Source organism: Variovorax sp. WS11, assembly GCF_010499245.1.
In the GTDB taxonomy this organism is placed as follows: Bacteria; Pseudomonadota; Gammaproteobacteria; order Burkholderiales; family Burkholderiaceae_C; genus Variovorax.
In genome coordinates, this window is the sequence record NZ_JAAGOW010000005.1 from 267,124 (window position 1) to 291,698 (window position 24,575).

Annotated in this window: 13 protein-coding genes; 2 read left to right on the plus strand and 11 right to left on the minus strand. The window is 72.0% G+C overall.

Features of this window, described 5'->3' with window-relative positions; translation table 11 throughout:
• Position 1 precedes the first annotated feature (1 nt).
• The 8 genes from GXN78_RS35820 to GXN78_RS35855 all read right to left on the minus strand — a co-directional run bounded on the left by GXN78_RS35820 (position 2) and on the right by GXN78_RS35855 (position 18,091).
• The gene (locus GXN78_RS35820) at positions 2-3,130 is read right to left on the minus strand and encodes a non-ribosomal peptide synthetase (RefSeq protein ID WP_106560547.1); all 3,129 of its coding nucleotides are present in this window, start codon (positions 3,128-3,130) and stop codon (positions 2-4) included.
• A 4-nt stretch (positions 3,131-3,134) separates the two neighbouring features.
• Entirely contained in the window at positions 3,135-10,157 is a 7,023-nt protein-coding gene (locus GXN78_RS42315) for a type I polyketide synthase (protein ID WP_106560548.1), read from the minus strand.
• Complete coding sequence (locus GXN78_RS35830; protein WP_106560549.1) at positions 10,157-15,439, minus strand: non-ribosomal peptide synthetase; 5,283 nt, start codon at positions 15,437-15,439, stop codon at positions 10,157-10,159. The genes GXN78_RS42315 and GXN78_RS35830 overlap by 1 nt, the downstream gene beginning before the upstream one ends.
• Positions 15,411-16,139, minus strand: a complete 729-nt coding sequence (locus tag GXN78_RS35835; protein ID WP_106560564.1) for a 4'-phosphopantetheinyl transferase superfamily protein — start codon at positions 16,137-16,139, stop codon at positions 15,411-15,413. Before GXN78_RS35835 ends, GXN78_RS35830 begins: the two co-directional genes overlap by 29 nt.
• A complete protein-coding gene (locus GXN78_RS35840) occupies positions 16,117-16,854 on the minus strand; it encodes an alpha/beta fold hydrolase (RefSeq protein ID WP_106560563.1) in 738 nt (245 codons plus the stop codon). Before GXN78_RS35840 ends, GXN78_RS35835 begins: the two co-directional genes overlap by 23 nt.
• A gap of 5 nt (positions 16,855-16,859) precedes the next feature.
• Positions 16,860-17,108 (minus strand): MbtH family NRPS accessory protein, encoded by a 249-nt coding sequence (locus tag GXN78_RS35845; RefSeq protein WP_106560565.1) that lies wholly within the window; start codon positions 17,106-17,108, stop codon positions 16,860-16,862.
• A gap of 154 nt (positions 17,109-17,262) precedes the next feature.
• Positions 17,263-17,463 (minus strand): DUF4880 domain-containing protein, encoded by a 201-nt coding sequence (locus tag GXN78_RS35850; protein ID WP_106560566.1) that lies wholly within the window; start codon positions 17,461-17,463, stop codon positions 17,263-17,265.
• 103 nt (positions 17,464-17,566) lie between these two features.
• On the minus strand, positions 17,567-18,091 hold the full coding sequence (locus GXN78_RS35855) for a sigma-70 family RNA polymerase sigma factor (RefSeq protein WP_106560550.1): 525 nt from the start codon (positions 18,089-18,091) through the stop codon (positions 17,567-17,569).
• A 796-nt stretch (positions 18,092-18,887) separates the two neighbouring features.
• Here GXN78_RS35855 and GXN78_RS35860 point away from each other — a divergent pair.
• Both GXN78_RS35860 and GXN78_RS35865 read left to right on the plus strand, forming a co-directional pair.
• Positions 18,888-19,271: a hypothetical protein gene (locus tag GXN78_RS35860; RefSeq protein ID WP_146163188.1), complete on the plus strand. Its 384-nt coding sequence runs from the start codon at positions 18,888-18,890 to the stop codon at positions 19,269-19,271.
• An 80-nt stretch (positions 19,272-19,351) separates the two neighbouring features.
• On the plus strand, positions 19,352-20,563 hold the full coding sequence (locus tag GXN78_RS35865) for an FAD-dependent oxidoreductase (RefSeq protein ID WP_106560552.1): 1,212 nt from the start codon (positions 19,352-19,354) through the stop codon (positions 20,561-20,563).
• Between the two features lie 9 nt (positions 20,564-20,572).
• Here GXN78_RS35865 and GXN78_RS35870 read toward each other — a convergent pair whose 3' ends face one another.
• Genes GXN78_RS35870 through GXN78_RS35880 form a run of 3 tightly spaced genes read right to left on the minus strand, consistent with a single transcriptional unit; the run spans position 20,573 to position 24,573 of the window.
• A complete protein-coding gene (locus GXN78_RS35870; RefSeq protein WP_106560553.1) occupies positions 20,573-22,156 on the minus strand; it encodes an acyl-CoA synthetase in 1,584 nt (527 codons plus the stop codon).
• Positions 22,153-23,322: an acetyl-CoA acetyltransferase gene (locus GXN78_RS35875; protein WP_106560554.1), complete on the minus strand. Its 1,170-nt coding sequence runs from the start codon at positions 23,320-23,322 to the stop codon at positions 22,153-22,155. Before GXN78_RS35875 ends, GXN78_RS35870 begins: the two co-directional genes overlap by 4 nt.
• 24 nt (positions 23,323-23,346) lie before the next feature.
• Positions 23,347-24,573 (minus strand): MFS transporter, encoded by a 1,227-nt coding sequence (locus GXN78_RS35880; RefSeq protein ID WP_106560555.1) that lies wholly within the window; start codon positions 24,571-24,573, stop codon positions 23,347-23,349.
• Positions 24,574-24,575 lie beyond the last annotated feature (2 nt).

The following is a 24,575-nucleotide window of genomic DNA, read 5'->3' on the forward strand; positions in this document are numbered from 1 at the left end:
CTCAGGCCACGAACAGCGGCGGCGGCGCGGCCCGTGCGCGCTGCTCGAGCGCCTCGGCGTCGCCGGCGGCCGCGCGCAGCGCAACGGCCAGCGCAGCCACGCTCGGGTGATCGAAGACCAGGCCCGGTGCGACCTGCAGCTCGAACTGCTTGCGGATGCGCGCCACCAGCTTGATCACCAAGAGCGAATGCCCGCCGAGCTCGAAGAAGTCGTCGTCGATGCCGACAGCGTCGCGGCCCAGCAGCTGCGCCATGGCCTGCGCGAGCGCGCTCTCCAGCGCGTCGCGCGGTGGGCGCGAGGCCTTCGCCGGCGACGCCGCCGCGCCATCGACCGACGCGGCCAGTGCAAGCCGGTCGATCTTGCCGTTGGGCAGGCGCGGGATCTCGCGCAACCACACGTAGGCGGCAGGCTGCATGTAGGCCGGCAGCAGCGCCGCGAGCCGCATGCGCAAGGTGTCGGTGTCGGCCGGCGCGGCCTCGTCGGCCTGCAGGCAGGCGCACAGGCGCGTCCGGCCCGCGTCGTCCTGGCTGGCCAGCACGATGGCCTGCCGCACGCCGGGCTGGGCGATCAGTGCCGCCTCGATCTCCGCGGGCTCGACGCGAAAGCCGCGGATCTTGACCTGCTGGTCGGCCCGGCCCGCAAGCCGGATGCCGCCGCCCGGCAGCAGGCAGCCGAGGTCGCCGGTGCGGTACAGCCGCTCCCCGGGCTGGAAGGGATCGTCGATGAAGGCCTCTGCGCCCACGCCGTGCAGGTAGCCGCGCGCCAGCTGCGCGCCGCCCAGGTAGAGCTGGCCGAGCTGTCCCTCGGCCACCGGCCGCAGGGCCTCGTCGAGCACGCGCACGCGGTTGTTGGCGAGCACCTGCGTGAGCGGCAGCAGCTCGGGCAGCGCCGCGCCGGGCGTCACGGCATGCACCATCACGCCCACGGTGGCCTCCGTCGGCCCGTAGTGGTTGTGGACGCGGCAGGCCGGCGCGATGCGGGCGATGCGCGCCAGCAGCGCGCGCGGCGCGGCCTCGCCGCCGAGCACCAGCCGCGCGGGCAGCACCGGCGACGCGCTGTCCAGCAGCGCCTCCAGGTGCGAGGGCACGATCTTGAGCCCGTCGATCTCGCGGCTGCGCATGAAGCGTGCGAAGGACTCGGCGTCCTGCATGTCCTCCGGCTGCGCGACCACCAGGCAGGCGCCGTTGAAGAGGGAGCCGAACAGGGCCGTGTTGCCCAGGTCCGCCGCGACGGAGCTGGTGAGCGCCCAGCGGCGCACGCTGGCCAGGTCCATCGCCCATGAAGCGGCCGCCACGTAGTTGAAGAGGGCCGCATGCGTGACCACCCCGCCCTTGGGCCGGCCGGTGGAGCCGGAGGTGTAGAGCACGTAGGCCACGCCCTCGGGCGCGGCGCCGGCGAGCGGTTCGCCGCCGCCGTCGGCGCCCTCCAGGCCCTCGAGCGCAACGTCGTGCGCGGCGGGTTCGGGCGGCAGCACGGGATGCAGCACGCACGCCGGCCGGGCATCGGCGAGCACGGCCTCGCGGCGGGCGGCGGGCCATTCGGGGTCGACGGGCAGGCAGCCCGCGCCGGTGCGCCAGACCGCGAAGATGGCCACCACCAAGTCGAGCGAACGCGGCAGCTGCAGCGCCACCAGCGCGCCGGGCGCGGCGCCGCGTGCGCGCAGGCCCTGCGCCAGTTGCGTTACGCGCCGGTCGAACTCGGCATGGCTCAGGCGATGCTCGCCGTCTTCCACGGCCGGGGCTTGCGGCGTGCGTGCGGCATGGGCCGCCACCTGGCCGGGCACGGTGCCGATGCCCAGGTCGGCCTGGGGCGCAAGGGCCGTAAGCAGCGCCGCCTGTGCGTCCGCATCGAGCAGCGGCAAGTCGGCCACGGGTGCGGCCGGGTTGTCGAGCAAGCCCTGCAGGAAGACGCCGAACTGCCGCAGCAGCGCGTCCACGGCGTCCTGGCCGTAGTGCGCCGCGTCGGCATGCAGCGCGACCGATGCGTTCCCGCCGCCCCAGGCGAACTGCATCGCAAGTTCGAAGCAGGCGGCAGGAGCGGGTTGCTCGGCCACGCGCCATGCGGGGTCGTCCTGGCCGGCCTCGATGGCTTCGAAGCCGACCCGCAGATGCGCCTCGGTCGGTGGCGCGGCGGCCTGCCAGTACTCCTGGGCTTCGCTGTGGGCCGAGAGCATCGCGGCGATGCGTGCCAGTGCCTCGTCGAAGCCGGCGCAGCCATCGGCTTCGACGAGCACCGGCAACACCTTGTCGAAGACGCCCGCCGTGCCGGCCGTCACCTCGTAGTCGGCGCGGCAATCATGCTGCCAGCCGCCGATGAAGCGCGTGCCGCGATGGTGGCGCGAGAGCAGCAGCCACCATGCGGCCTGGACCAGCTGCGCGGGGGCCAGGCCTCGCGCCTGGGCCATCGACGCGATGCGCGCGGCGAGCACGCTGTCGAGCGGCTGGCTGCGCTGCACGCGCGCACCGGCCGGACCGTCCGAGCGCAGCGCCAGGCGCGGCGCTTCCAGCGCGGCGAGATCGCCGAGGAACTCGGCCCAGTAGCGTTCGCCGGCACGGGCATCGTCGCCGGCGGCAAGCTCCTGCCGCCATTCGACGAACTGGGCGTACTGGAACGAGGCCTCCGCATCCGGAAACGCGCCCTGGCGCAAGGCCTCGCCGACCTGCCGCGCCAGCAGGCGGAGGCTGCCGCCATCGGCCACCCAGGGATTCGCGGCCAGGGCCAAGGTCGCCCGCTCGCCGTCGAGGAGGATGAGGGCGGCGCGCAGATGCGCGTCGTCGCCGGGCGCGAAAGCCGGCTCGCACAGCGTGTCGAGCGCAGCCCGGCGCAAGGCCGGCGCATCGCCCCGTTCGCCGCGCAAATCCACGCGCCGCCATGGCAGCACAGGCACCGCATTGCCGGCGCGGACCCACTGGCGCAGGCCTCGGTAACCCTCGGCCTCGCCGATGACATGACGCAGCGCGCCGTGCGCGGCGGCGACGTGGCCGACCGCGTCACGCAGGCGCTCCTCGTCCAGTGGACCGGCGATGTCGATGGCGATGACCCCGGGCGCGGGCGCCTCGCCGTGGGTGCCGTGCAAGGCAAGCTGCTCGGGTGCGAGCGGCAGGCTGGCTTCGAAGTTCTGCAGGCGCATCGCGTCAGGCCTCCACCGCATCGTCGGCCGGCAGCGGCGCGAGGTCTGCGCGCTCGAACATCGCGCCCATCGCCACCACGATCCTGCGCGGCTCCACATAGGGATCGCGCGCGTGGGCGGCGAGCATGTTGTCGAGCATCACCACGTCGCCCTGGCGCCAGTCGAAGCGCACGGCGCAGGCCTCGTAGGCGCGGCCGACGAGGGCCATGGTCTCGTCGGCGATGGGCGAGCCGTCGCCGTAGCAGACATGGCGCGGCATGCGCTCCAGGCCGACCAGGCCCAGCAGGTCCTCGCGCACCTGGGCATCGAGGCAGCTCACATGGTGCAGTTGCACCTGGTTGAAGAACACGCGCTCGCCGGTCAGCGGATGGCGGATCACCGCCGGGCAGCGGGTGCGGGTCTGCAGCGTGTCATCGCCGAGCCAGCGCCACGCGGTGCCGGCCGCCGCGAGGCGGGCCTCCACCTCGGCGCGGCTGTCGGTCTTGTAGAAGTCCTGCCAGCGCACGTCCAGCCCCGGTGTGAAGGTGCGCACGTAGAGCAGGCCCTTGCGCTCGAAGACCTCGACCACCTCCGCCGGCAGTTGCGCCAGCAACTCGCGGCAGTCGACGATGGGCGTGGCCCCGCCCACCCGGGAGGGAAGCTCGCAGTAGAACCACTGCTTGCGCGGCCAGCGGTGCAGGTGCGCGCTCTCGTTGTGGAAGAGGATCATCTCCTTCTCGGGATAGGGCGTGGAGCGGTAGGTGTTGCGCCCGCCCTCCTTCTTCGGCAGGTCGCCGTAGCTGCCGTAGAGCTCGGGCTCGATGGCCTCGGCGAAGGCCTCGAAGTCCTGTGGTGTGGCGAGGCCGAAGTTGCGGAACAGGATGCCGCCGTGCTTGCGCACCAGCGACTCGATGGCGCCGGCCTGTGACCGGGCCCAGGCCACGGTGTCGAGGCCGGCGTCGGCCGCTTCCAGCACGATGGGGAAGCTGCGCTGCGGCGACAGGAAGGACGTGCGCACCGGCGCCGGCGCCGCGGGGCGCTCGCGTGCGGCGAGCTTGTTCAGCTTGTCGAGCTTGAGGTTCATGGAGGCCATCTCTTTCACGGGTGGTGCCTGCGCGGGCCGTGGCGGCGCGGCAGGGATGAAGCGGTCGAGGGGCGCATCGGGGGTGTCGGTGATCTCGCGCAGCAGCGCCAGCCAGCCTTCGGCCAGCCGCTCGACGCCGGCGCGTTCGTAGAGCGCGGTGGCGTAGACCCACTCCACCTCGAGCGCGTCGGCGCGCTCCTTGGCGAAGACGGCGATGTCGAACTTCGACTCGCGCGTGGGCTGGGGCAGCAGGTCCACCGTCACGCCCGGGATCTCGAAGCGCACCTCGGGCGTGTTCTGCAGCACGAACAGCATCTGCACCAGCGGGTTGCGGTTGCGCGTGCGCGGCGTGCCCAGCAGGTCCACGATCTGGTCGAAGGGCGTGTGCTGGTGGTCCATGGCCGAGAGCACGCCCTGGCGCAGCGCGGCGAGCCAATCGCGCAAGGTCATGCCCGGTGCCTGGACGCGCGAGCGCAGCGGGATCACGTTGACGAAGAAGCCCAGCAGGCCTTCGAGCTCGGGGCGCGCGCGCCCCGCCACGTCGGTTCCGACCACGATGTCGCGCGCCGCGGTCTCGCGGTGCACCAGCAGGAAGAAGCCGGCCAGCAGCAGATGGAACAGCGAGACGCCGCTGTCGCGCGCGAGCTGACGCAGCGCGGCAACGCGCTCGGAATCGACGCGTACATGAACGGCGTCGCCGGCATGCGAGGCGGTGGCGGCGCGCGGCCGGTCGGCCGGCAGTGCGGTGACGGCGGGCGCATCCTGCAGGTAGCCGCGCCAGAAGGCCTGCTCGCGCGCCGGGTCGCCGGCACCCGCGGCCTGCTCGCACCAGGCGGCGTAGTCCACGTACTGGATGGGCAGCGGCGCCAGCGCCGGTGCGCGCCCGGCCTGCAGCGCCTGGTAGATGGCGCCGAACTCGCGCGCGAAGACGGCGATCGACCAGCCGTCGAACACGATGTGGTGGACGACGACGACCATCGCATGCCGGCGCGCGCCGTGCCGCACGATGGCCGCGCGCATCAGCGGGCCGGTGGCGAGCTCGAAGGGCGCGCGGCCGATGCGGTCGAACACCGCCTCCATGCGCGCCGCCTCGTCCTCGCCGGGCAGCTCCACGGCCTCGATCAGGCGGATGTCGAGCCGCAGTTGCGGCGCGATCAGCGCGACCGGCTCGCCGCTGTCGTTCTCCGCATAGGCGGTGCGCAGCACCTCGTGGCGCGCGACGATGGCCTGCAGCGTCTCGCGCAGCAGCGCGAGATCGACCTCGCCCTCCAGCGCCAGCGCAGCGCCGATGTTGTAGGCCGCGCGGCCCTGGCGGTCGGCGCTGTCGCTCAAGCGGTCCACCAGCCACAGGCGCCGCTGCATGGGCGCAAGCGGCATCTCCGCCGCCCGCGGCACCGACGGGATGCGCGCCTGCGCGGCGCCGCCCTGCGCCGCCCCGCCCTCCTTCGCGACCTGGGCCACGATGCCGGCGACGGTCGGCTGCTTGAAGAACTCGCTCGGATGCAGTTCCACCGCGCAGGCGGCCTTGATGCGCGACAGCAGCTGGATCGCGATCAGCGAGTCGCCGCCGAGCTCGAACAGGTTGTCGTTCAAGCCGACGGGCGCGATGCCCAGGCGCTCCTGCCAGATGGTGGCCACAGCGTGCTCGAGCTCGCTGCCGGGCGCGGCGTAGGGGGTCTGCAGGCTGGGGCGCGGATGCGAGGCCGCGGGTGGCGCGCTGTCGGCGACCGCATCGAGCAGATCCAGCATGCCGTTGTCCAGCGGGCCGAGGCGCTGGGCCAGGTCGGTGGTGCAGACCACGACCTGCGCGAGCGCCGGACCCGAGACGATGCGCTCGAAGGCGCGAGCGCCCTCCTCCGCGTTCATGCCCACGCCCTCGGGCAGCTGCATGCCGGCGGCCATCCCCATCTCGCGCCAGGCGTCCCAGTTGACCGAGAAGACGGGGTAGGCCCGCTCGCGCTGGGCCAGGGCGGCGATGGCGTCGAGGTAGGCGTTGGCGGCGGCGTAGTCGCTCTTGCCCAGGCCGCCCGCGAGGCTGGCGATGGAGGAGCACAGCAGCACGAAATCGAGCGGGGCACCCTCCGTCGTGCCATCCAGTGCATCGAACAGGGCCTGGGTGCCCGCGACCTTGGGCGCGAACACGCCGGCGACCTCGGCGCGGGTCTTGTGCGCGATCATGCCGCCGCCTGCATCGCCGGCCGCATGGATCACGCCGTGCACGGGCCCGAAGCGCTCGCGCAGCGCGGCGATGGCGCTGCGCATCTGCGTGGGATCGGCGACGTCGGCCTGCAGCACGAGCAGCTCGGCGCGCATGGCTTCGAGCGCGAGCAGGCGCTGCAGCTTGTCGCGCAGCGCGGCGGGCTCGGCGGGCGATGCCGCGAGCGCTTCCCAGGCGGCGCGCGGCGGGCAGGCGCTGCGGCCCAGCAAGGCCAGCCGCGCGCCCCAGTGCCGCGCCAGATGCTCGGCCAGTGCGAGCCCCACTCCCCCGAGGCCGCCGGTGATGAGGTAGACGCCGCCTCGGCGCAGGCGCTGCACCTCGGCCGCGCGCGGCACGCGCGGCAGCGGCTCGTAGCGCTTGATCCAGCGGTGTGCGCCGCGGTAGGCGACCGGTGCGGCGTCGTCGCCCGCGTGCTGCATCTCGGCCGCGATGGCTTCGACCAGCCGCGCCTCGGCCAGGCTGCCCGGCGCGGGTGCGAGGGCATCGACCAGGCGGCAGGCGATGCGCGGGTACTCCTGGCCCGCGGACTTGCACAGGCCGAAGAGCATGGCCGCCTCGGGGCTGAGCGGGTCGTGGCCCGTCAGGTCCTCGGTGCGGCTCGCAAGCACGGTGAGCGCGAGCGGATGTTCCGGCGTGCCGAGGGCCTGCACCAGCGCGAGCAGGCTGTGGAAGCCGCGCTCCAGTTGTTCGGCGGGCACCGGCGCCTGCGTGCCGTCGTCGAGCGGCCACAGGCAGCACACGCGTGTGGGCGGTGTTTCCAGCGTGGCGAGCCACTGTTCCAGGTCGGCGCGCTCGCCGGGGCGAAGCGCATGCAGGCGCGGCCCCAGCGCGGCGAAGCGCTCGCCGCGCACGGCGCGCACCACGGTGTCGCCGCGTGCGGCCAGGTGCTGCGCCAAGCGGTCGGCCAAGCCGCCCTGCTCGCCCAGCACCAGCGTGCAGCCTTCGGCGGACTCGCCCTTCAAGGCCGGCTTCAGCGGCGCCAGCGGCGCGACGCGCTGCCACGAGGGGATGTAGGCCCAGTCGCTCGGCGTCGCGGGCCGCGCGGGCGTGGCCGCATCGGTGTCGACCCAGTGGCGGCGCCGCTGGAAGGAGTAGCTGGGCAGCGGCACGCGGCGGCGCGGCGCGCCGGCATGGCAGGCTGCCCAGTCGATGTCGACGCCCGCGCTCCACAGCCCGGCGATGGCCTGGGCCATCTGCTGCGGGTTGCGCGCCTGCTGCTGCGGATGGGCCTGGCTGGCCCACACGCCAGCCGCCGAGGCGCTGCCCGGATGCGCGCGCGCCAGGCCGCTGAGGGTCTCGCCCGGCCCCACTTCGAGCACGGCGCGGCCGGGCACGGCGAGGAGCGTGCCCAGGCCGTCCCAGAAGCGCACGGCGCCGCGCAGATGCTCGGCCCAGTAGCGGGGGCTGGTAGCCTGCTCGGGCGTGACGAGGCGGCCGGTGACGTTGGAGATGAAGGGGATGCGCGGCGCGTGCCTCGGCACGGCTGCCACGACCTTCTCCAGCTCGGCGAGCACGGGCTCGGTCATCGCCGAGTGCGAGGCGATGGACACGCGCAGCCGGCGCGGCGGATGGCCGCGCGCGGCGAGCTCGCGCTCGGCCGCCTCGATGGCCTCGATCGGGCCGGAGAGCACGCACAGCGATTCGCCGTTGACCGCGCCGATGTCGCAGCCGAGGGCGGTGAAGGCACCGAGCTCGGCCTCGGGCAGCGGGATGGCCGTCATCGCGCCGGGCGCCATGGACTGCAGCAGCCGGCCGCGGGTGGCGGCGATGAAGAGCGCGTCCTCGAGGCCGAAGACGCCGGCCAGGCAGGCGGCGACGTACTCGCCGAGGCTGTGGCCCATCATCAGGGCCGGCCGCACGCCGCGGCGCATCCACAGGCGCGCCAGGGCGTACTGCACGGCGAAGAGCGCGGGCTGCGCGAGCGCGATCTGGAACAGCTGCGCATCGGCCGCCGCCTCGCCGCCCTCGGCGGGGAAGAGCAGCGTGCGCAGGTCCAGGCCCAGCGCCGGCTGCAGCAGCTCGCAGCAGCGGTCGAGCTCCTGCCGGAACAGGGGCGCGGCGCGGTACAGCGCACGGCCCATGTTGGCGTGCTGGGTGCCGCCGCCGGGGAAGAGGAAGACCACCTCGGGCGGCGTCGCGGGCGCACGCAGTTCGGGGCACAGCGCATGCGCGGGGCCGCGCAGCGTCTCGATGGCCAGGCCGGCCTGCGGCGCGACGATGGCGCGCCGCAGCGGCATGGCGCGGCGGCCGAGCTGCAGCGTGTGCGCGACATCGGCGAGCGGCAGTTCCGGATGCGCTTCGAGGTGATCGGCCAGCCGCGTCGCAGCCTGGCGCAGCGCGGTGGCGTCGAGCGCGGAGAGCGGCAGCACCTGCCATTCGTCATCCGCGTCCTGGCCGGTGGCAGCAGCCGTCACCGGCGCTTCCTCCAGCACCACATGCACATTGGTGCCGCCGATGCCGAAGCCGCTGACGGCGGCCCGGCGCGGCGTCGCGCCCTGCGGCCAGGAGCGGGCCTCGGTGTTGACGAAGAAGGGGCTGGTCTCCAGTTCGAGCTGCGGATGCGGGCGCTCGAAGTGCAGGCTGGGCACCAGCGTGCGCTCTTGCAGCGACTTCGCGGCCTTGATGAGCCCCGAGACGCCGGCTGCCGCGTCGAGGTGGCCGATGTTGGTCTTGATCGAGCCGATGGCGCAGAAGCCGCGCCGCGCGGTGCCGGCACGAAAGGCCTGCGTGAGCGCGGCGATCTCGATGGGGTCGCCCAGGGCGGTGCCGGTGCCGTGCGCCTCGACGTAGCCGATGGTGTCGGCCGGCACGTCGGCCATGAGCTGCGCGGCGCGGATCACCGAGGCCTGGCCCTGCACGCCGGGCGCGGTGAAGCCGACCTTGTCGGCGCCGTCGTTGTTGGCCGCGCTGCCCTTGATGAGGGCGCGGATGGTGTCGCCGTCGCGCAGCGCGTCCTCCAGCCGCTTGAGCACGACGATGCCCGCACCGCTGCCGAGCACGGTGCCGGCGGCCTGCGTGTCGAAGGCGCGGCAGTGGCCGTCGGGCGAGAAGATGGCGCCGGCCTCGTAGCGGTAGCCGCCGTTCTGCAGCAGGTTGAGCGAGACGCCGCCCGCCAGCGCCATGTCGCAATCGAAGGCCAGCAGCGAGCGGCAGGCCAGGTGGATGGCCGTGAGCGAAGTGGAGCACGCGGTCTGCACGGTGATGGCCGGGCCGCGCAGGTTCAGCTTGTAGGCCACGCGTGTGCACAGCGCGTCGGCCGCGTTGCCGCTCACCAGGCCGAGCAGCTCGGCGATGCGGCTGCCCGCGTCCAGGCCGGCGGCCGGCAGCAGGTTGCGCATCATGTACAGGTTGGCACCGGCGCCGCCGTACACGGCGATCGCGCCGGGATAGCGCTGCGCGTCGTAGCCGGCGTTCTCCAGCGCCTCCCACGCGCATTCGAGGAACAGGCGGTGCTGCGGATCGAGGCGCTCGGCCTCGCGTGGCGTGTAGCCGAAGAAGGCGGCATCGAACTGGTCGATGCCTTCCAGCACGACGCCGGCGCGCACGTAGTCGGGATCGGCCAGCAGCTCCGCCGCGACGCCGCGGGCGCGCAGCTGCTCGTCGGTGAAAGGCGTGACGGCCTCGGCGCCGGCGCACAGCTGCGCCCACAGCGCGTCCACGTCGGGCGCACCGGGGAAGCGGCCGGCCATGCCGACGATGGCGATCTCGACGCCTGTGGTCTCGGGCGGGTTGGCTTGCATGTTCATCAGCCCACCTTCGCCGGCGCGGGGCGCCGCTGCATCAGGGCAGCGCGCTGGCGGCGCGCGCGCTCCTCGTCATCTTGTCGCGCGGGGGCCGGCGCGGCCTCGCCCTGCGCGATGCGCGCGGCCAGCGCGGCGACGGTCGGATGCTTGAAGAGGTCGATGACCGAGAGGCCGGCCTGCAGGCGCTCCTCCAGCAGGCGGTGGGCGCGGATCAGCTGCAGCGAGTGGCCGCCGATGTCGAAGAAGTTGTCGTGCAGGCCGACCTGCGCGCCGCCCAGCACCTCGGACCAGAGGCCCGCGATGGTCTCGGCCACTTGGCCCCGAGGCGCCTCGTAGGGCTGCTGCCGCGCAGCTGCGGGCGCGGGCAGGGCCTTGCGGTCGACCTTGCCGTTGGTGTTGAGCGGCAGGCGATCGAGCAACATGACGACCGAAGGCACCATGTAGTCGGGCAGCACCGCGCCGAGCTGCCGGCGCAGCGCATCGGCCGCGAGCGCCTCGCCCGCGACATAGGCCACGAGGCGCGCGCCCTGCGCATCCTCCTGCGCGACCACCACGGCCTCGCGCACGCCGGGCTGGTCGAGCAGCCGTGCCTCGACCTCGCCGAGCTCGATGCGGAAACCGCGGATCTTCACCTGGTGGTCGACGCGGCCGAGGTACTCGATCTGCCCGTCGGCGCGCCAGCGCACCAGGTCGCCGCTGCGGTAGAGCCGGCCGCCGTCGCCGAAGGGGCTGGCGACGAAGCGCTCGGCCGTGAGCGCGGCGCGGTCCCAGTAGCCGCGCGCCAGGCCCTCGCCGCCCAGGTGCAGCTCGCCGGCGACGCCGCGCGGCACGCGGTGAAGGTCGGCGTCGAGCACGTGCAGGTCGAGGTTGGCGATCGGCCGGCCGATGGGCACGGTGAGCGCGCCTTCGTCGCGGCAATCCCAGGCGCTGACCTCGATGGCCGCCTCGGTGGGCCCGTAGAGGTTGTGCAGCGTGACCCGCGGCAGCGTCTCGAAGACGCGCGCCTGCAGCTCGGCGGACAAGGCCTCGCCGCTGCAGACGATGCGCCGCAGGCCGGTGCAGCTGCGCGCGCCTTCGTGCGCGAGGAAGGCCTGCAGCATGGAAGGCACGAAGTGGATGGTGGTGATGCGGTACTGCGCGATGAGGGCCACCAGGCGCGCCGGATCGCGGTGGTCGTGCGGCGCGGCCAGGGCCAGCGTCGCGCCGACGCTCAGGGGCCAGAAGAATTCCCAGAACGAGATGTCGAAGCTGAAGGGAGTCTTCTGCAGCACCACGTCTTCGGCCGACAACGGCTGGTGGCGCTGGCCCCAGGCGAGGCGGTTGGTCAGCGCGCGGTGGCGGTTGGCCGCGCCCTTGGGGCGGCCGGTGGAGCCGGAGGTGTAGATGACGTAGACGAGGTTCTCGCCGTCGAGTGCGACGGCGGGGTCGTGCTCCGCGCCCTCATCCTGCAGTGCCTCGTCGAGCGCCAGCACGCGCACGGCTTCGCGCGCCGGCAGGCGCTCGCGCAGGTGGGCCTGGGTGAGCAGCAGGCCGATGCCGCTGTCGTCGAGCATGTGGACCAGGCGCTCGGCGGGCAGGTCCGGGTCGAGCGGCACGTAGGCGCCGCCGGCCTTCAGGATGCCGAGCAGGCCCACCACCATCTCCACCGAACGCTCGGCGGCGATGCCCACGCGGGTCTCGATTCCCACCCCTTGCGCCATGAGGCGATGCGCGAGGCGATTGGCGCGGCGGTTCAGTGCGTCGTAGCTCAGCGCGACGGTGCCGAAGCGCAGCGCGATGGCCTCGGGCGTGCGCCGGACCTGCGCCTCGAAGTGGCGATGCACGGGCTCGGCCGAGGCGGCGTCGCGTGAGCCGCGCGACCAGGCCTCGATGTCGGCGCGCTCGCCGGGCAGCAGCAGGTCGATGTCGCCGGCGGCGAGCGCGGGCTGCGCGGCCATGGCTTCGAGCACGCGTTCGTAGCGCTGTGAGAAGCGCTCCATGGTGAGTGCATCGAAGAGCTCGGCGGCGTAGACCAGCCGCAGCGCCACGCGGCCGTCGGGGCATTCGCCGACTTCGACGCTGAGCTCGAACTGGGCGGCCGGGCCGTCCAGCGGCTCGACCGCCACCTCGAGGCCGCTGAAGACCGAGGCGGCGCGGTAGTCCTCGCGCAGGTGGTTGAACAGCACCTGGAACAGCGGGCTGTGGGCCAGGCTGCGTTCGGGCGCGAGGGCCTCCACCAGGTGCTCGAAGGGCAGGTCCGGATGGGACAGCGCATCGAGCGCCGCCGCGCGCGCCTGCGCGAGCACCCGGGCCAGCGGCGCGCGGCCGTGCACGGTGTTGCGCAGCACCTGCGTGTTGACGAAGAAGCCGACCAGGCCGGCCGTGTCGCCGCGCTGGCGGTTGGCGATGGGCACGCCCACGCGCACGTCTTCCTGGCCGGTGCAGCGGTGCAGCAGCACCTGCAGGCCGGCGAGCAGCACGGTGAAGAGCGTGGTGCCCTGCGCTTCGGCGAGCTGCCTGAGCGCGGTCACCAGCGTGGGCGGCAGAGCAGCCTGGTGGCGGGCCGCGCGATGCTCGGCGATAGAGGCCCGGGGACGGTCGGCGGGCAGCGCGAGCACCGGGTGCTCGGTGCCGAGCTGGCGGGTCCAGTGGGCGAGCTGGCGGTGGCGCTCGCCGCTTGCGAGCCACTCGCCGTGCCAGGCGGCGTAGTCGGCGTACTGCAGGGGCAGTGCCGGCAGCGAGGGCGTTTCGCCCTGGGCCAACGCGCGATAGAGCGAGCCCAACTCCTCCACGACGACCTGCATCGATACGCCGTCGGCCACGATGTGGTGGAACACGATCGCGAGCCGATGCAGCTGCGGCGCGAGGCGCACCAGCACCGCACGCACCAGCGGGCCCTGGCCGAGGTCGAAAGGCTCGGCCTGCACCTGCGCGATGGCCTGCGCCGCGAGGGCCTCGCGCGCATCGTCGGGCGATGCGGAGACATCGACGGAGGACCAGCGCGGCGGCAGCGCGGCCTGGATGTGCTGCCGCGCCGTGCCGTCGGGGGCCGGGCGGAAGACAGTGCGCAGGATCTCGTGGCGCTGCACCAGCGCGTCGAGGGCGGCGCGCAGCGCGGGTTCGTCGAGCGCGCCCGCGAGCCGCAGCTGGCCGCCGATGTGGTACGCGGCGCTCGACGGATTCAGGCACCAGAGGAACCACTGGCGCTGCTGGGCATGCGACAGCGGCAGGGGTTGCGCGCGCTGCGCGGGCGCCAGCGCGGGAATGTGGATGAGCGCAGACCGGGCGCCGGCAGCGAGGAGCCTGCGGATCTCGGCCGCGCACGCGCCCAGGCGCGGCTGCTCGAAGAGATGGCGCGGCTCGAAGGCGATGTGCCAGCGCGCGGCGATGCGGGCGGCGGCCTGCACGGCGTCCAGCGAGTTGCCGCCGAGCGCGAAGAAGTGCGCCTGCGGGCCGAGGGGACCGTTGGGCGCGCGGCGCAGCACCTCGCCCCAGAGCGCGGCGAGGGCCGACTCGGTGTCGTCCAGCGCCGGTGCGGCGGGCGCCGCGGCGCTGCCGCCGCGCGTGAAGCGGCCGTGCGCATGGATGGCGTAGGCATCGATGCTGCCGTCCAGCCAGCCGGCCCTGCAGGCGCTGCGCTGCAGCTTGCCGCTGGTGGTCTTGGGCAGGCCGCCGGGGTTCAGCAGCACCACCACCGACAAGGGCTCGCCGCACAGCTCGCTCACGGCCGCGCCGAGGGCTTCGACCAGCACGGCGGGATCGACGAGCTTCTGCATGCTGCGCGAGACTTCCGCCGCGAGGCCGATGCCCTCGCCCTCCGGCCCTGCGACCGCGAAGGCGGCGACGCGGCCCTTGCGCACCGCATCGACCTCGGCCTCGACGGCGCGCTCGAGGTCCTGCGGGTAGAGGTTGTGGCCGCGCACGATGATCATGTCCTTGATGCGGCCGGCCACGTGGAGCTGGCCGTGGAAGACGAAGCCGAGGTCGCCGGTGCGCAGCCATCGGCGGCCATCGCGCTCGACGAAGGTCCTGGCGCTCTCCTGCGGCTTCTTCCAGTAGCCGGCGCCGATGCTGGGGCCGCTGGCCCAGATTTCGCCGATGCGTCCGGACTCGAGCACGGCGAGCGATTCGGGGTCGACGATCTGCAGGGTGTGCGCGGACACGGGGGCGCCGCATCCGACCAGCATGACGCCGTCCTCTTCCTGCTCGCTGGGCGTCGCGGCACGCTGGGCGATCTGCGCGGCCGAGAAGCGGTGGGCGACCATGCCGGCGCCGCGCCGACCGCCCGTGACGAAGAGCGTCGCCTCGGCCAGGCCATAGCAGGGATAGATCGCCTGCGCGCAGAAGCGGGCCGCGGCGAAATGTTCCTTGAAGGCCTCGAGGGTGTCCGCCCGAACCGGCTCGGCGCCGGAGAAGGCGAGCGTCCACGAGGAGAGGTCGAGTTGTTCGACCTGAGCGGGCTTCACGCGCTCCAGGCACAGCCGGAAGGCGAAGTCCGGGCCGCCGCTGACCGTGGCGCGGTGCCGCGCAATGGCCTCCAGCCAGCGGATGGGCCGCTCGAGAAAAAAGCGCGGCGACATCAGCACCACCGGAATGCCGCGGTGGATGGGCTGCAGCAGTCCGCCGATGAGGCCCATGTCGTGGTTCAGCGGCAGCCAGTTCGCGAAGACATCCTGCGGACCGACGGACAGGCCTTCCTCGATGGCGCGCATGTTCGCCATCAGGTTGCCGTGCAGCACCATGACGCCCTTGGGCGCCGAGGTCGAGCCGGAGGTGTATTGCAGGAACGCGATGTCGGCGGCGGCGGGCGTGTGCGGCGTCCAGCGCTCGGTGCCCTCGGTGCCCACGGTGTCGACCGCCAGCACGGCGGCGCCGGCGAAGGCATCGCCGGCGCTTTGCACCAGCGCCTCGATCGCGGCGTTGGTGAGGATGCAGCGCGCCTGCGCATCGGCGGCGATGCCGGACAGGCGATCGAGATGCTGCCTGCGCGTCGATTCGGGCGGGAACACCGGGACGGCGATCAGGCCCGCATAGAGGCAGGCCAGGAAGCTGACGACGTAGTGCTCGTCGTTGTCGAGCATGATCAGCGCGCGGTCGCCGGGCGCGAAGTCCTGCTGGAGCCGCGCCGCGAGTGCTCGGACGCGCTGGTCGAGGCTGCGGTAGTCGATGGGGACGTCGATGGTCGAGCCCGCCTCGCTGCGGACCACGATCAATGCGCGGTCGCCGGGCCGCGTCGAGGCCAGCGCACGCAGGTGCGCGACGAAGTCGAGGGGGTACTCACGCGAGGGTTGAGGCATGGGGGTCATTGCTTTCCAGGTTCGTCCGGGCGTGCCATGCGAGCGCGGCCGCGTAGCCTTGGGGCGCGCGCAGCGTCATGGCCTGCAGGCCTGCCCATTCGGGGATGTCGCAGGCGATGTCGAGACGTCCATCGGCCCGCGGATGAATGCCGATGCACGGCAGGTGTTCGGCGATGCCGACGCCGATGGACTTCAGCGCCGCTTCCTTGCCGACCCAGCGCGCATGGAGCGCGTGCAGGGAGTCGCCGGCGGATCGGATGGCGTGGCGCTCCGCCTGCGTGAAGGCGAGGTCGAGCAGCGCGTCGGCATCCAGATCGTCGTGGCACTGTTCGATGTCGACGCCGACGTGCAGCAGCGCGCGCGGATCGGCCAGGGCGATGAGTGCACGGCAGCCGGAATGGGAGACGCTGAAGAGCGGCGCGTTGGGCAGACGCTCGTCGACGCACGGCTTGCCGTGGCGGCCGGCGTGCAGGGGCACCTCGGCCGGGGCGCAGCCCAGGCGCTTCGCCAGCAGCCGGCGTAGGGTCGCGCGGGTGGCGGCAAAGCGCACGCGGTCCGCGCGCTGCGCGAAGCATGCCGCCCGCGCGCGCTCCTCGGCCGTCAGGTCCTGCCAGGTCTCCACCGCCTCCGTCGCCAGATCGAGGTCGAGGTCGAGGCTGTAGAGCATGACGCCCGGCGGCAGCGGATCACGCGAGGGCAGCAGCTGCATGGGCATCTGGCGCCAGCGTCTTCGCCAGGCGCTGCACGAGCACGGCGAGCACCGCGGCCTCGTGCTGGCGGATGAAGAAGTGGCCGCCGTCGAACCAGTCCAGGGTGAAGGTATCGGCCGCCTCGGCCGACCAGGCCTCGATGCGCTGCGGCTCGATGTCGTCGTCGCGGCCGGCGAAGACATGCAGGGGAACGGGCAAGGGCGCCGCGGCCGCATAGCCGAAGCTCCCGCAGACGCGGTAGTCCGCGCCCAGCACGTCCAGGGTGATGCGCATGAGCTCCTCGCTCGCGAACACCTCCTCGGGCGTGCCGCCCTGCTTGCGCAGGTCGGCGATGAGGCTTGCGTCGTCGTTCTTGCCGGCAAAGCGATCGGGGTCGCGCTGCGAGGGCGCGGCGCTGCCAGAGGCGAGCAGCGCGCAGGGCAGCCCGCGGCCCAGGGTGCGCAGCCGATCGGCCAGGCCCCAGGCGAGCAAGGCACCCATGCTGTGGCCGAAGAAGGCGAAGGGGCCGCGCATGGCCTCGGACTGCTCGGCGCAAAGCTGTGCGACCAGGGCATCGAAGTCCGAGGCGAAAGGCTCGGCCAGGCGGGCGCCGCGTCCGGGCAGCTCGACCGGCACGACCTCGATCCAGCGCGGCAGCAGGCGGCGCCAGCGCAGGTACATCGTGGCGCTCGCGCCCGCGCAGGGCAGGCACAGCAGCGAGACGGCAGCCCGCATCGGCATCAATCGGCGGTCGCGGCGGGTTGTGCGTTCTCCTGCCGCGCCATCCAGTCGCGCAGGGACTTGGGCCGCATGTCGGTCCAGGTCTTCTCGACATAGTCGAGCACGGTCTTCTTGTCGCCCTGGATGCCGTCGACGGCCTTCCAGCCGCCCGGGACCGCCTTCCAGTGCGGCCAGATGGAATATTGGTCTTCGTGATTGACCAGAACGATGAAGCTCTCGTCTTCGCGATCGAAGCAGCTCGTAGACATCGGATGCGTCCTCTTGCGGTGGTTGAACGGAAGCCAAGACAAGGCCACCGGTCAGTTCCGGTGGTCATTGCTTCCGATCAAGAAGACGGTTGAGGCGCGATTCTGTTCAGCGCCTGCATCCGAAGGGGCGAGCGGGCAGCCCCTGCCGCGATGTTCAGCGGGCGGCCGGTGGCACCAGGCCGGCGAGAAGCCACAGTCGCGCGGCCTTGTCGTAGGCCTCGCGGTGGGAAGGGTGCGCGCGCAGCCAGGTCAGCATCTCGGCGCGTGCCGCCTCATCGAAGTGCTCGCGGTCGTATTCGCGCTGCACCCACGTCCAGGCGGCTTGCCAGACGGGGTCTTCCTGCTCTTGTGTCATGACTGAAAGGCGCTGCGCCTTGGGCGGTGTGCGATGGACAAAGTCGAAGCCCTGCAAGGCTCCGTAAGGCTTTCACCTTACACCACCTTTCAACCGGCGGGCATCAATCGCTGTCGAGCAGATGCCGGCATTGACCGATGGCCTTCGCCGCCTCGGCGATCATGCCGTTCACCAGGCCGAGCGAGCAGCCCAGGCGCTTGGCGATGTCGCGTTGCGTGAGGCCTTCGAGGCGGTACAGCTCGAAGGCCTGGCGCGTGCGGGTGGGCAGCCCGGCGAGCGTCTTGTCGATCGCCGCCAGCACGCGATGCTCGCGCAGGGTGCGGTCGGGCGACGCGACGCAGGGGACCTCCACCCCTTCGACATCCACGTCGAAGCTGCGGTACGCGCACTCGACGGTGTGGCGGCGGCAGTAGTCCAGCGCCAAATTGCGCACGACCTGGCAGCAATAGGAAAAAGGCCGCTCGGCCTGACGCTCGCACGGGCCGTCGACGATCTTCAGGTAGGCGTCCTGCGTGACGTCGTCGGCCAGGTCCGCCGTGCGGACGATCTTGCGCGCGATGCGCCAGAGCTGGGTGCGATTGACGATGAAGATGTCTTCGAGCGAGGGCTCGGATGGGCTCGATGACATGGTGCTGCGCCTTCCAGTTTGCGAGACGGATCCATCCGGCGGCGGTCGATGGCGGGTCGATGTGCGGGCCACGAGAGGACCCGCGCACGGCGTTCTCGGAGGACATGGGATCGACACGCCGATGTCTTTGGCTTCTGCTACGCAAATAAGAATCATTACTATTACATGACGGCAAAGGGCCCGGAATTTCTCTGGGGTGTTGCTCTTGAAGACGTTCGAGCGTGCCGAACGGAGACAGCTGCGCCGACGGACAGTGCAACCGATCGCGTCTTTTGTCTCAGTTCTGTTTCAGAGCTGCCGCGCCCTGCTGGCGCACGGGCGACGAGTTGCTACCAGAACCGCCAGAGCCATCGCCCAGGCGGTGGCTCGGCGTGTGCCTGCGCGGGCGCAGGGTTCGCTGCACGCTGACGCCGACGCAGCTCGGTCTCGTGCTCGTGCGCCGGAAGGTGGGCGTGCCTCTCTCCGCGGAGCGCCATGAGGCGCCACAGGCGCGCGCGCTCCTTCAGCTGGTCGTCGGGAAGGTCGCCTGGCTCTGTCATTCGGACGATTCTGCCGCCCTCACGGCCTGCAGAGGCGCAAAAAACGCCCTGCTTTCCCAGGAACTTCGACATCCGTGGGCCGATCACGACATGTGCCGGCGCCGTCTATTTTTCGTGCGACTTCCCGGCCCGCTGCCACCGAGAAACAGTGACATTCCGCGGCCCCGGATGCATGAACGGCCACGACGGGTAGCACCACCCGATACTGCCCCGATCCGGCGATGGACTTCGAGGCGGCCGTTCGTACATTGCCCCACATGGCAACGCACACCCCCCCTCACCAGGCCCATCAGCACCGCGACCAGCGCGACGAGCCGGACTGGCCCGTGAGGCAGCCCAGGAAGAGCGCTCAGCCGGCGCCCGGAGACTGGCTCTTTCCGAGCTTCTTTTTGTGCATGGCGGTGGCCGCATTGCCGCTGATCGGCACGCGCTGGACCACCGCAGAGGGCATGGCCAGCTGGCACGCCATCGAAGACGTCCTGCTGCTGGCGCTTCCCGTCCTCATCCCGCTCCCCTTCCTCTTCGTGGCATGCGTCGTCGCGCTGGCCTTTCATCCTGCCTCGCGAACGCCCGCGGCGTTCGGCTTCCTTGGCGTGGCCATCGCCATCGGGCTCGCCGCCCTGCACGCCCTGCCCGCATAGATCCGCTGACGCTGCCTTGCGACGCCCGGTCCCCTCGTGCAGGGACTGACAGTCCACGCCTTCGCGGCAACCATCCGGGGATGCAGCAGATCCTCATCATCGGCGCCGGGCACGCAGGCTTCCAGTGCGCGGCATCCCTGCGCCAGGAAGGCTTCGAAGGCCGCATCGTGCTCCTCGGCGAAGAGGAAGGCTTGCCCTATCAGCGCCCTCCGCTCTCCAAGGCTTACCTGCTTGCCAAGGCCACTGCGTCCGACCTGCTGTTCCGCCCTTCGCGCTACTTCGATGACCATCGCGTCGAGCTGCTGCGGGGTCGCGCGGAGCGCATCGAGCGCCGGTCGCGGCAGGTGCTGCTGCAAAGCGGCGAAAGCATCCCCTACGACCACCTCGTGATCGCCACCGGTTCACGCCCGCGCAGGATCGCACTGGAGGGGGCCGATCTCGACGGCGTGCTGAGCCTGCAGACGCTGGGCGACGCAGAGGGGCTGCGGGAACGTCTGCAGTCCGGCCGGCGCGCCGTGGTGGTGGGCGCAGGCTTCATCGGCCTCGAGTTCGCGGCCGTGGCCCGCGGCCTCGGCCTCGACGTCACCGTGGTCGATTTGGCCGATCGCGCGCTGGCCCGCGCAACGTCGGCCATCTCCGCGCGGGCCGTCGCCGAGTCGCATGTGCAACGCGGCACCCGCCTGCTGTTCCAGTGCGGACTGTCATCTTTCGAGGGGCGGCATGGCAAGGTCGCCGGCGTCCACACCGCGGACGGCCGCGAACTGCCCGCAGACATCGTGGTCGTCGGCATCGGTGCCGAGCCGCGGACGCAGCTCGCCGCCCAGGCCGGGCTGGACGTCGACAACGGCATCCGTGTCGACGAGCGGCTGGTCAGCTCCGATCCCGCGATCTCCGCCATCGGTGACGTGGCGGCTTTCCCGGACCCATGGTCGGGGAGGCGGATCCGCCTCGAGTCGGTGCAGAACGCATCCGACCAGGCGCGCAGCGTGGCCGCGCGAATCGCCGGCAAGGCCGTTTCGCACGGCCCGGTCCCCTGGTTCTGGAGCGACCAGGGTGACCTGAAGCTGCAGATCGCCGGCCTTCGGGCCCCGGACGACGAGCACGTGGTGCTGGCCGAGCCGCAATCCCGCGCAAGCACGGTGCTCTGCATCCGCGGCGAGCGCCTGGCGGCGGTGGAGACCATCAACCGCGCCGGCGACCACATGCTCGCGCGGCGGCTGCTGGCCAAGGGTGTGCGCGTGAGCCGCACCGAGGCGCAGGCGGTCGGGTTCCAGCTCAGGGATCTGAGCTGACCTTCGAGCTCAGGCCTGCAGCTCGCCGCGATCGAACAGCAGCTGCCGGATGTCCTTCTTCGCGACCTTCCCGTAGCCCGACTTCGGCAGCGCGTCCCAGAAGAACAGGTGATGCGGCCAGCGGTAGCGCGCGCAGCGGCCTTGCAGGTGCGCCAGCAGTGCCTCGCGGTCCACCTGCGCGTCGCCACGCCTCACCACGACGGCCACGCCAATCTCGCCCCACTTGGGGTCCGGCACGCCCAGCACGGCCACCTCGGCCACGGCAGGGTGCGTCAACAGCAGCTCCTCCACCTCGCGCGGGTAGACGTTGGAGCCGCCCGAGATGTACATGTCCGATTCGCGCCCGGTGATGTAGAGCAGCCCGCGTTCGTCCATCCGCCCGAGGTCGCCGGTGTGGAACCAGCCGCCGCGCAGCGCCTTTCCGGTCGCCTCGGGGTCGGCGTGGTAGCCGGAGAACACGGCCGGGCCGCGGCAGCAGATCTCGCCGACCTTGCCGGGCGGCAGCGCTTGCAGCTCGGCATCGAGGATGGCCACCTCCATGCCGGTGCGCGGGCGGCCGCACGAGCCGATGTTGGCGTTGGGATCCGCATCGTCGGCCGAATGCATGTCCGGCGGCAGCACCGTGATGTTGCCGGTCACCTCGCCAAGACCGAAATACTGCACCAGCACCTTGCCCAGCTTCTGCAGCGCGAGCTTCTGGTCGGCGCGGTACATGGGCGCGCCGGCGTAGATCAGGTAGCGCAGCGAGCTGTGGTCGTAGCGGTCCACCGCCGGGTGCTCCACCAGGATCTTGACGATGGTGGGAACGGTGAAGAGATTGGTGACGCGGTGCTTCTCCACCGCCTGCCAGAACGCCTCCGCATCCAGCTTCTCGCTGGCCGGCAGCACAGTGGGCGCACCGCGGGCCACGTTCAGCAGGGCATGGATGCCGGCGCCGTGCGACAGCGGCGCCACCGCGATCGAGCAGTCGCGCTCGGTGGTGCCGGGAATCAAATCGGCCAGGTGGTTGGCGACCACGAAAGACATCTGGCCATGCGTGAGCACGCCGGCCTTGGGGCGGCCGGTGGTGCCCGAGGTGTAGAAGAACCAGAGCGGATCGTCCCAGCCGACCGTCTCGTGCCCGTCGGGCTGGCCGCGGTACTCGCGCACCAGGTCCTCGTAGGCATGCTCGCCGGCGCGTGCCGCCCCGATGGCGATCACGTGCTTCAGCGAGGGCGCGCTCTCGCGCACCGCATCGACATGGCCCGCGAAGACATCCTCCGCGATCATCGCGATGGCACCGCTGGAGGCGCCCAGGTAGGCCACCTCCGGCGGCGTCAGCCGGAAGTTGGTGGGCACCCAGACGCAGCCCAGCCGGAACGCGATCCAGCAGCTTTCGAACATCTGCAGGTTGTTGCGCGAGTGCACGAGGATGCGGTCGCCCTTGCGCAGCCCGAGGCGGCGCAGCGCCGTCGTCATCGCGGCCACGCGCTCTTCCATCTCGCCCCAGGTGCAGGTGCGCCCGCCTTCCTGGATCAGCGCCGGGCGGTCGGGGAACAGCCGCGCCGTGTGCGTCAGCAGGCGCCCCAGGTTCATCGCCTGCGCCGCATTCATGCCGCGGATTCCAGGAGGCTCAGGTAGCTCGCCACGGCGGAGCCCCCCATGTTGAACACGGCGCCCATGCGCGCGCCGTTCACCTGCATGCCGCCGGCAGTGCCCGACAGCTGCATCGCGGCCATCACGTGCTGCGACACGCCGGTGGCGCCGATGGGATGGCCCTTCGACTTCAACCCGCCGGAGGGGTTGACCGGCAGCTTGCCGTCCTTGCGCGTGACGCCGTCGAGGATCACGCGCGCGCCCTGCCCGTGCGGCGCGAGGCCCATGGCTTCGTACTCGAGCATCTCGGCGATGGTGAAGCAGTCGTGCGTCTCGACGAAGGACAGATCGGCCAGCCTCGCGCCGGCCGCCGCCAGACCCTTCTGCCATGCGAGCGCCGCGCCCTCGAAGCGTGTCGGGTCGCGGCGCGACATCGGCAGGAAGTCGTTGACATGGGAGCGCGAGCGCCAGCGCACCGGCGCCACCTTGGCGCCGGGCAGCGGCTCGGTCGACAGCACCAGGGCGGCGGCGCCGTCGGAGACCAGCGAGCAGTCGGAGCGCTTCAGCGGCCCGGAGACAAAAGGATTCTTCTCCGAGGGCGTGCGGCAGAAGTCGAAGCCGAAGTCGCGCCGCATGTGGGCATAGGGGTTGTGCATGCCGTTGGCGTGGTTCTTGGCCGCGATGGCGGCGAGCGCGTCCGACTGGTCGCCGAAGCGCTCGAAGTACTTCGTCGCGATGCCGCCGAAGATGCCCGCAAAACCGGCCGGGTCGCTGCCCTCTTCCTTGACGTAGGCGCACTTGATGAGCGTGGCCGCCACTTCGGGCGTGCGCAGTCCGTTCATGCGCTCCATGCCGATCACCAGCGTGCGCTTCATGCGGCCGGCCGCCATCGCATCCAGCGCGGCCCAGATCGCCGCCGAGCCGGTGGCGCAGGCGTTCTCGCAGCGCACCGCCGGCGTGTGGCGGAACTCGGGCATGGCCACCGCCGGCAGCGAGGCGGTGAAGTCCTGGCCGACGAAGCCGGCGTTGAAGTGGCCGACGAAGATGCCGTCGATGTCGCCGGGCTCCAGGCCCGCGCTGTCGAGCGCAGGCTGCACGGCCTCGCGAATGAGCTGCTCCAGTTCGACGTTGTCGAGCTTGCCGAAGGGCGTGTGGCCCCAGCCGGTGATGTAGGCGTTGGTCATGGTGGTCCTCGTGGGTGGAACGATTCAGGGAATGACGACCCGAGCAACTTCGGGCCGGCCATGGCGCTGCACCAGCGTCAGGGCGATCAGGCCGGTGGCTGCGGCGAGCACGCCGGTCGTGAGGGAGAGCACGGCGGCGCTGCCGCTGCGGTACATCAGGCCCATCCAGGTGCCGCACGCGAAGGCGGCGGTGGCGAAAATGAAGCCGCCCAGCGCCGAGGCAGCGCCGGCCTGAAGAGGGAATGGCGTGGCCATGCCGACGTGGCCGCAGGGCTGATGGATGCCGTAGGCCAGCAGCATCAGCCAGAGCCCGGCGGCGAGCGTGGCCGGCGTGTGGGCATCCGCCAGTTGCGGCGCGATCATGAGCAGGGCGGCTCCCAGCGACAGGTAGCCGGCGCGGCGCACGGAAGTCACGATGCCGTGCGCCGCGATCCAGCGCCGGCACAGCACGGTGCCGATCAGGTAGGCGACGGATGCGCCGCCGATCACCAGTCCGAAACCCGTGCGCGAGACGCCGTAGGTCTCGATGAACAGGTAGGCCGAACTCGAGAAGAACCCGAAATTGGCCGCGTAGCCGCAGGAGTTCAGCAGGGTCCAGGACCTGAAGCCCGGGTGGCGGGCGATGCGCGCATAGCCGGCGAACAGCGGCCGCAGCTGCAGGGCGTCGGGCTTGAGCGCACGCACCGTCTCCGGCACGCGCAGCAGCACCAGCACCGCCCCGCCCAGGCCGCACAAGGCCATCGACCACAAGGTGGAGCGCCAACCCAGGCTCTCCGTCAGCAGGGCGCCGCTGAGCGGGATGAGCATGACCGCACAGGCCAGCACCGACATGGCGACGGTCATGATGTGGGTCCCCTGCTGCTGTTCGTACAGGTCGCGCACCATGGCGCGGGCGCAGACCATCGCTGCGGCGATGCCCAGCCCCTGCATGGCCCGCACAGCGATCAGCAGCTCGATGCTCTGCGCAAGCGCGCCCATGCCGGCGCCGGCAGCGTACAGGACGAATCCGGCCAGCAGCACCGGCCGGCGGCCGAAGCGATCGGCCGCGGGACCCCACAGCAGTTGACTTACGCCGAAGCTGAACACCACGATCGCCAGCGTCAGCTGCACCACGCTGACGGGCGCGCCGTACTCCTTGCGGATGGAGGGCAAGGCGGCCAGGTAGAGGTCGGTGCCCAGCGGCTGCACTGCCGTGGCGAGGGTCACGACGAAGATGACCAGCGCCGGCCCCATGGGCGCCTTCGTGTTCAAGG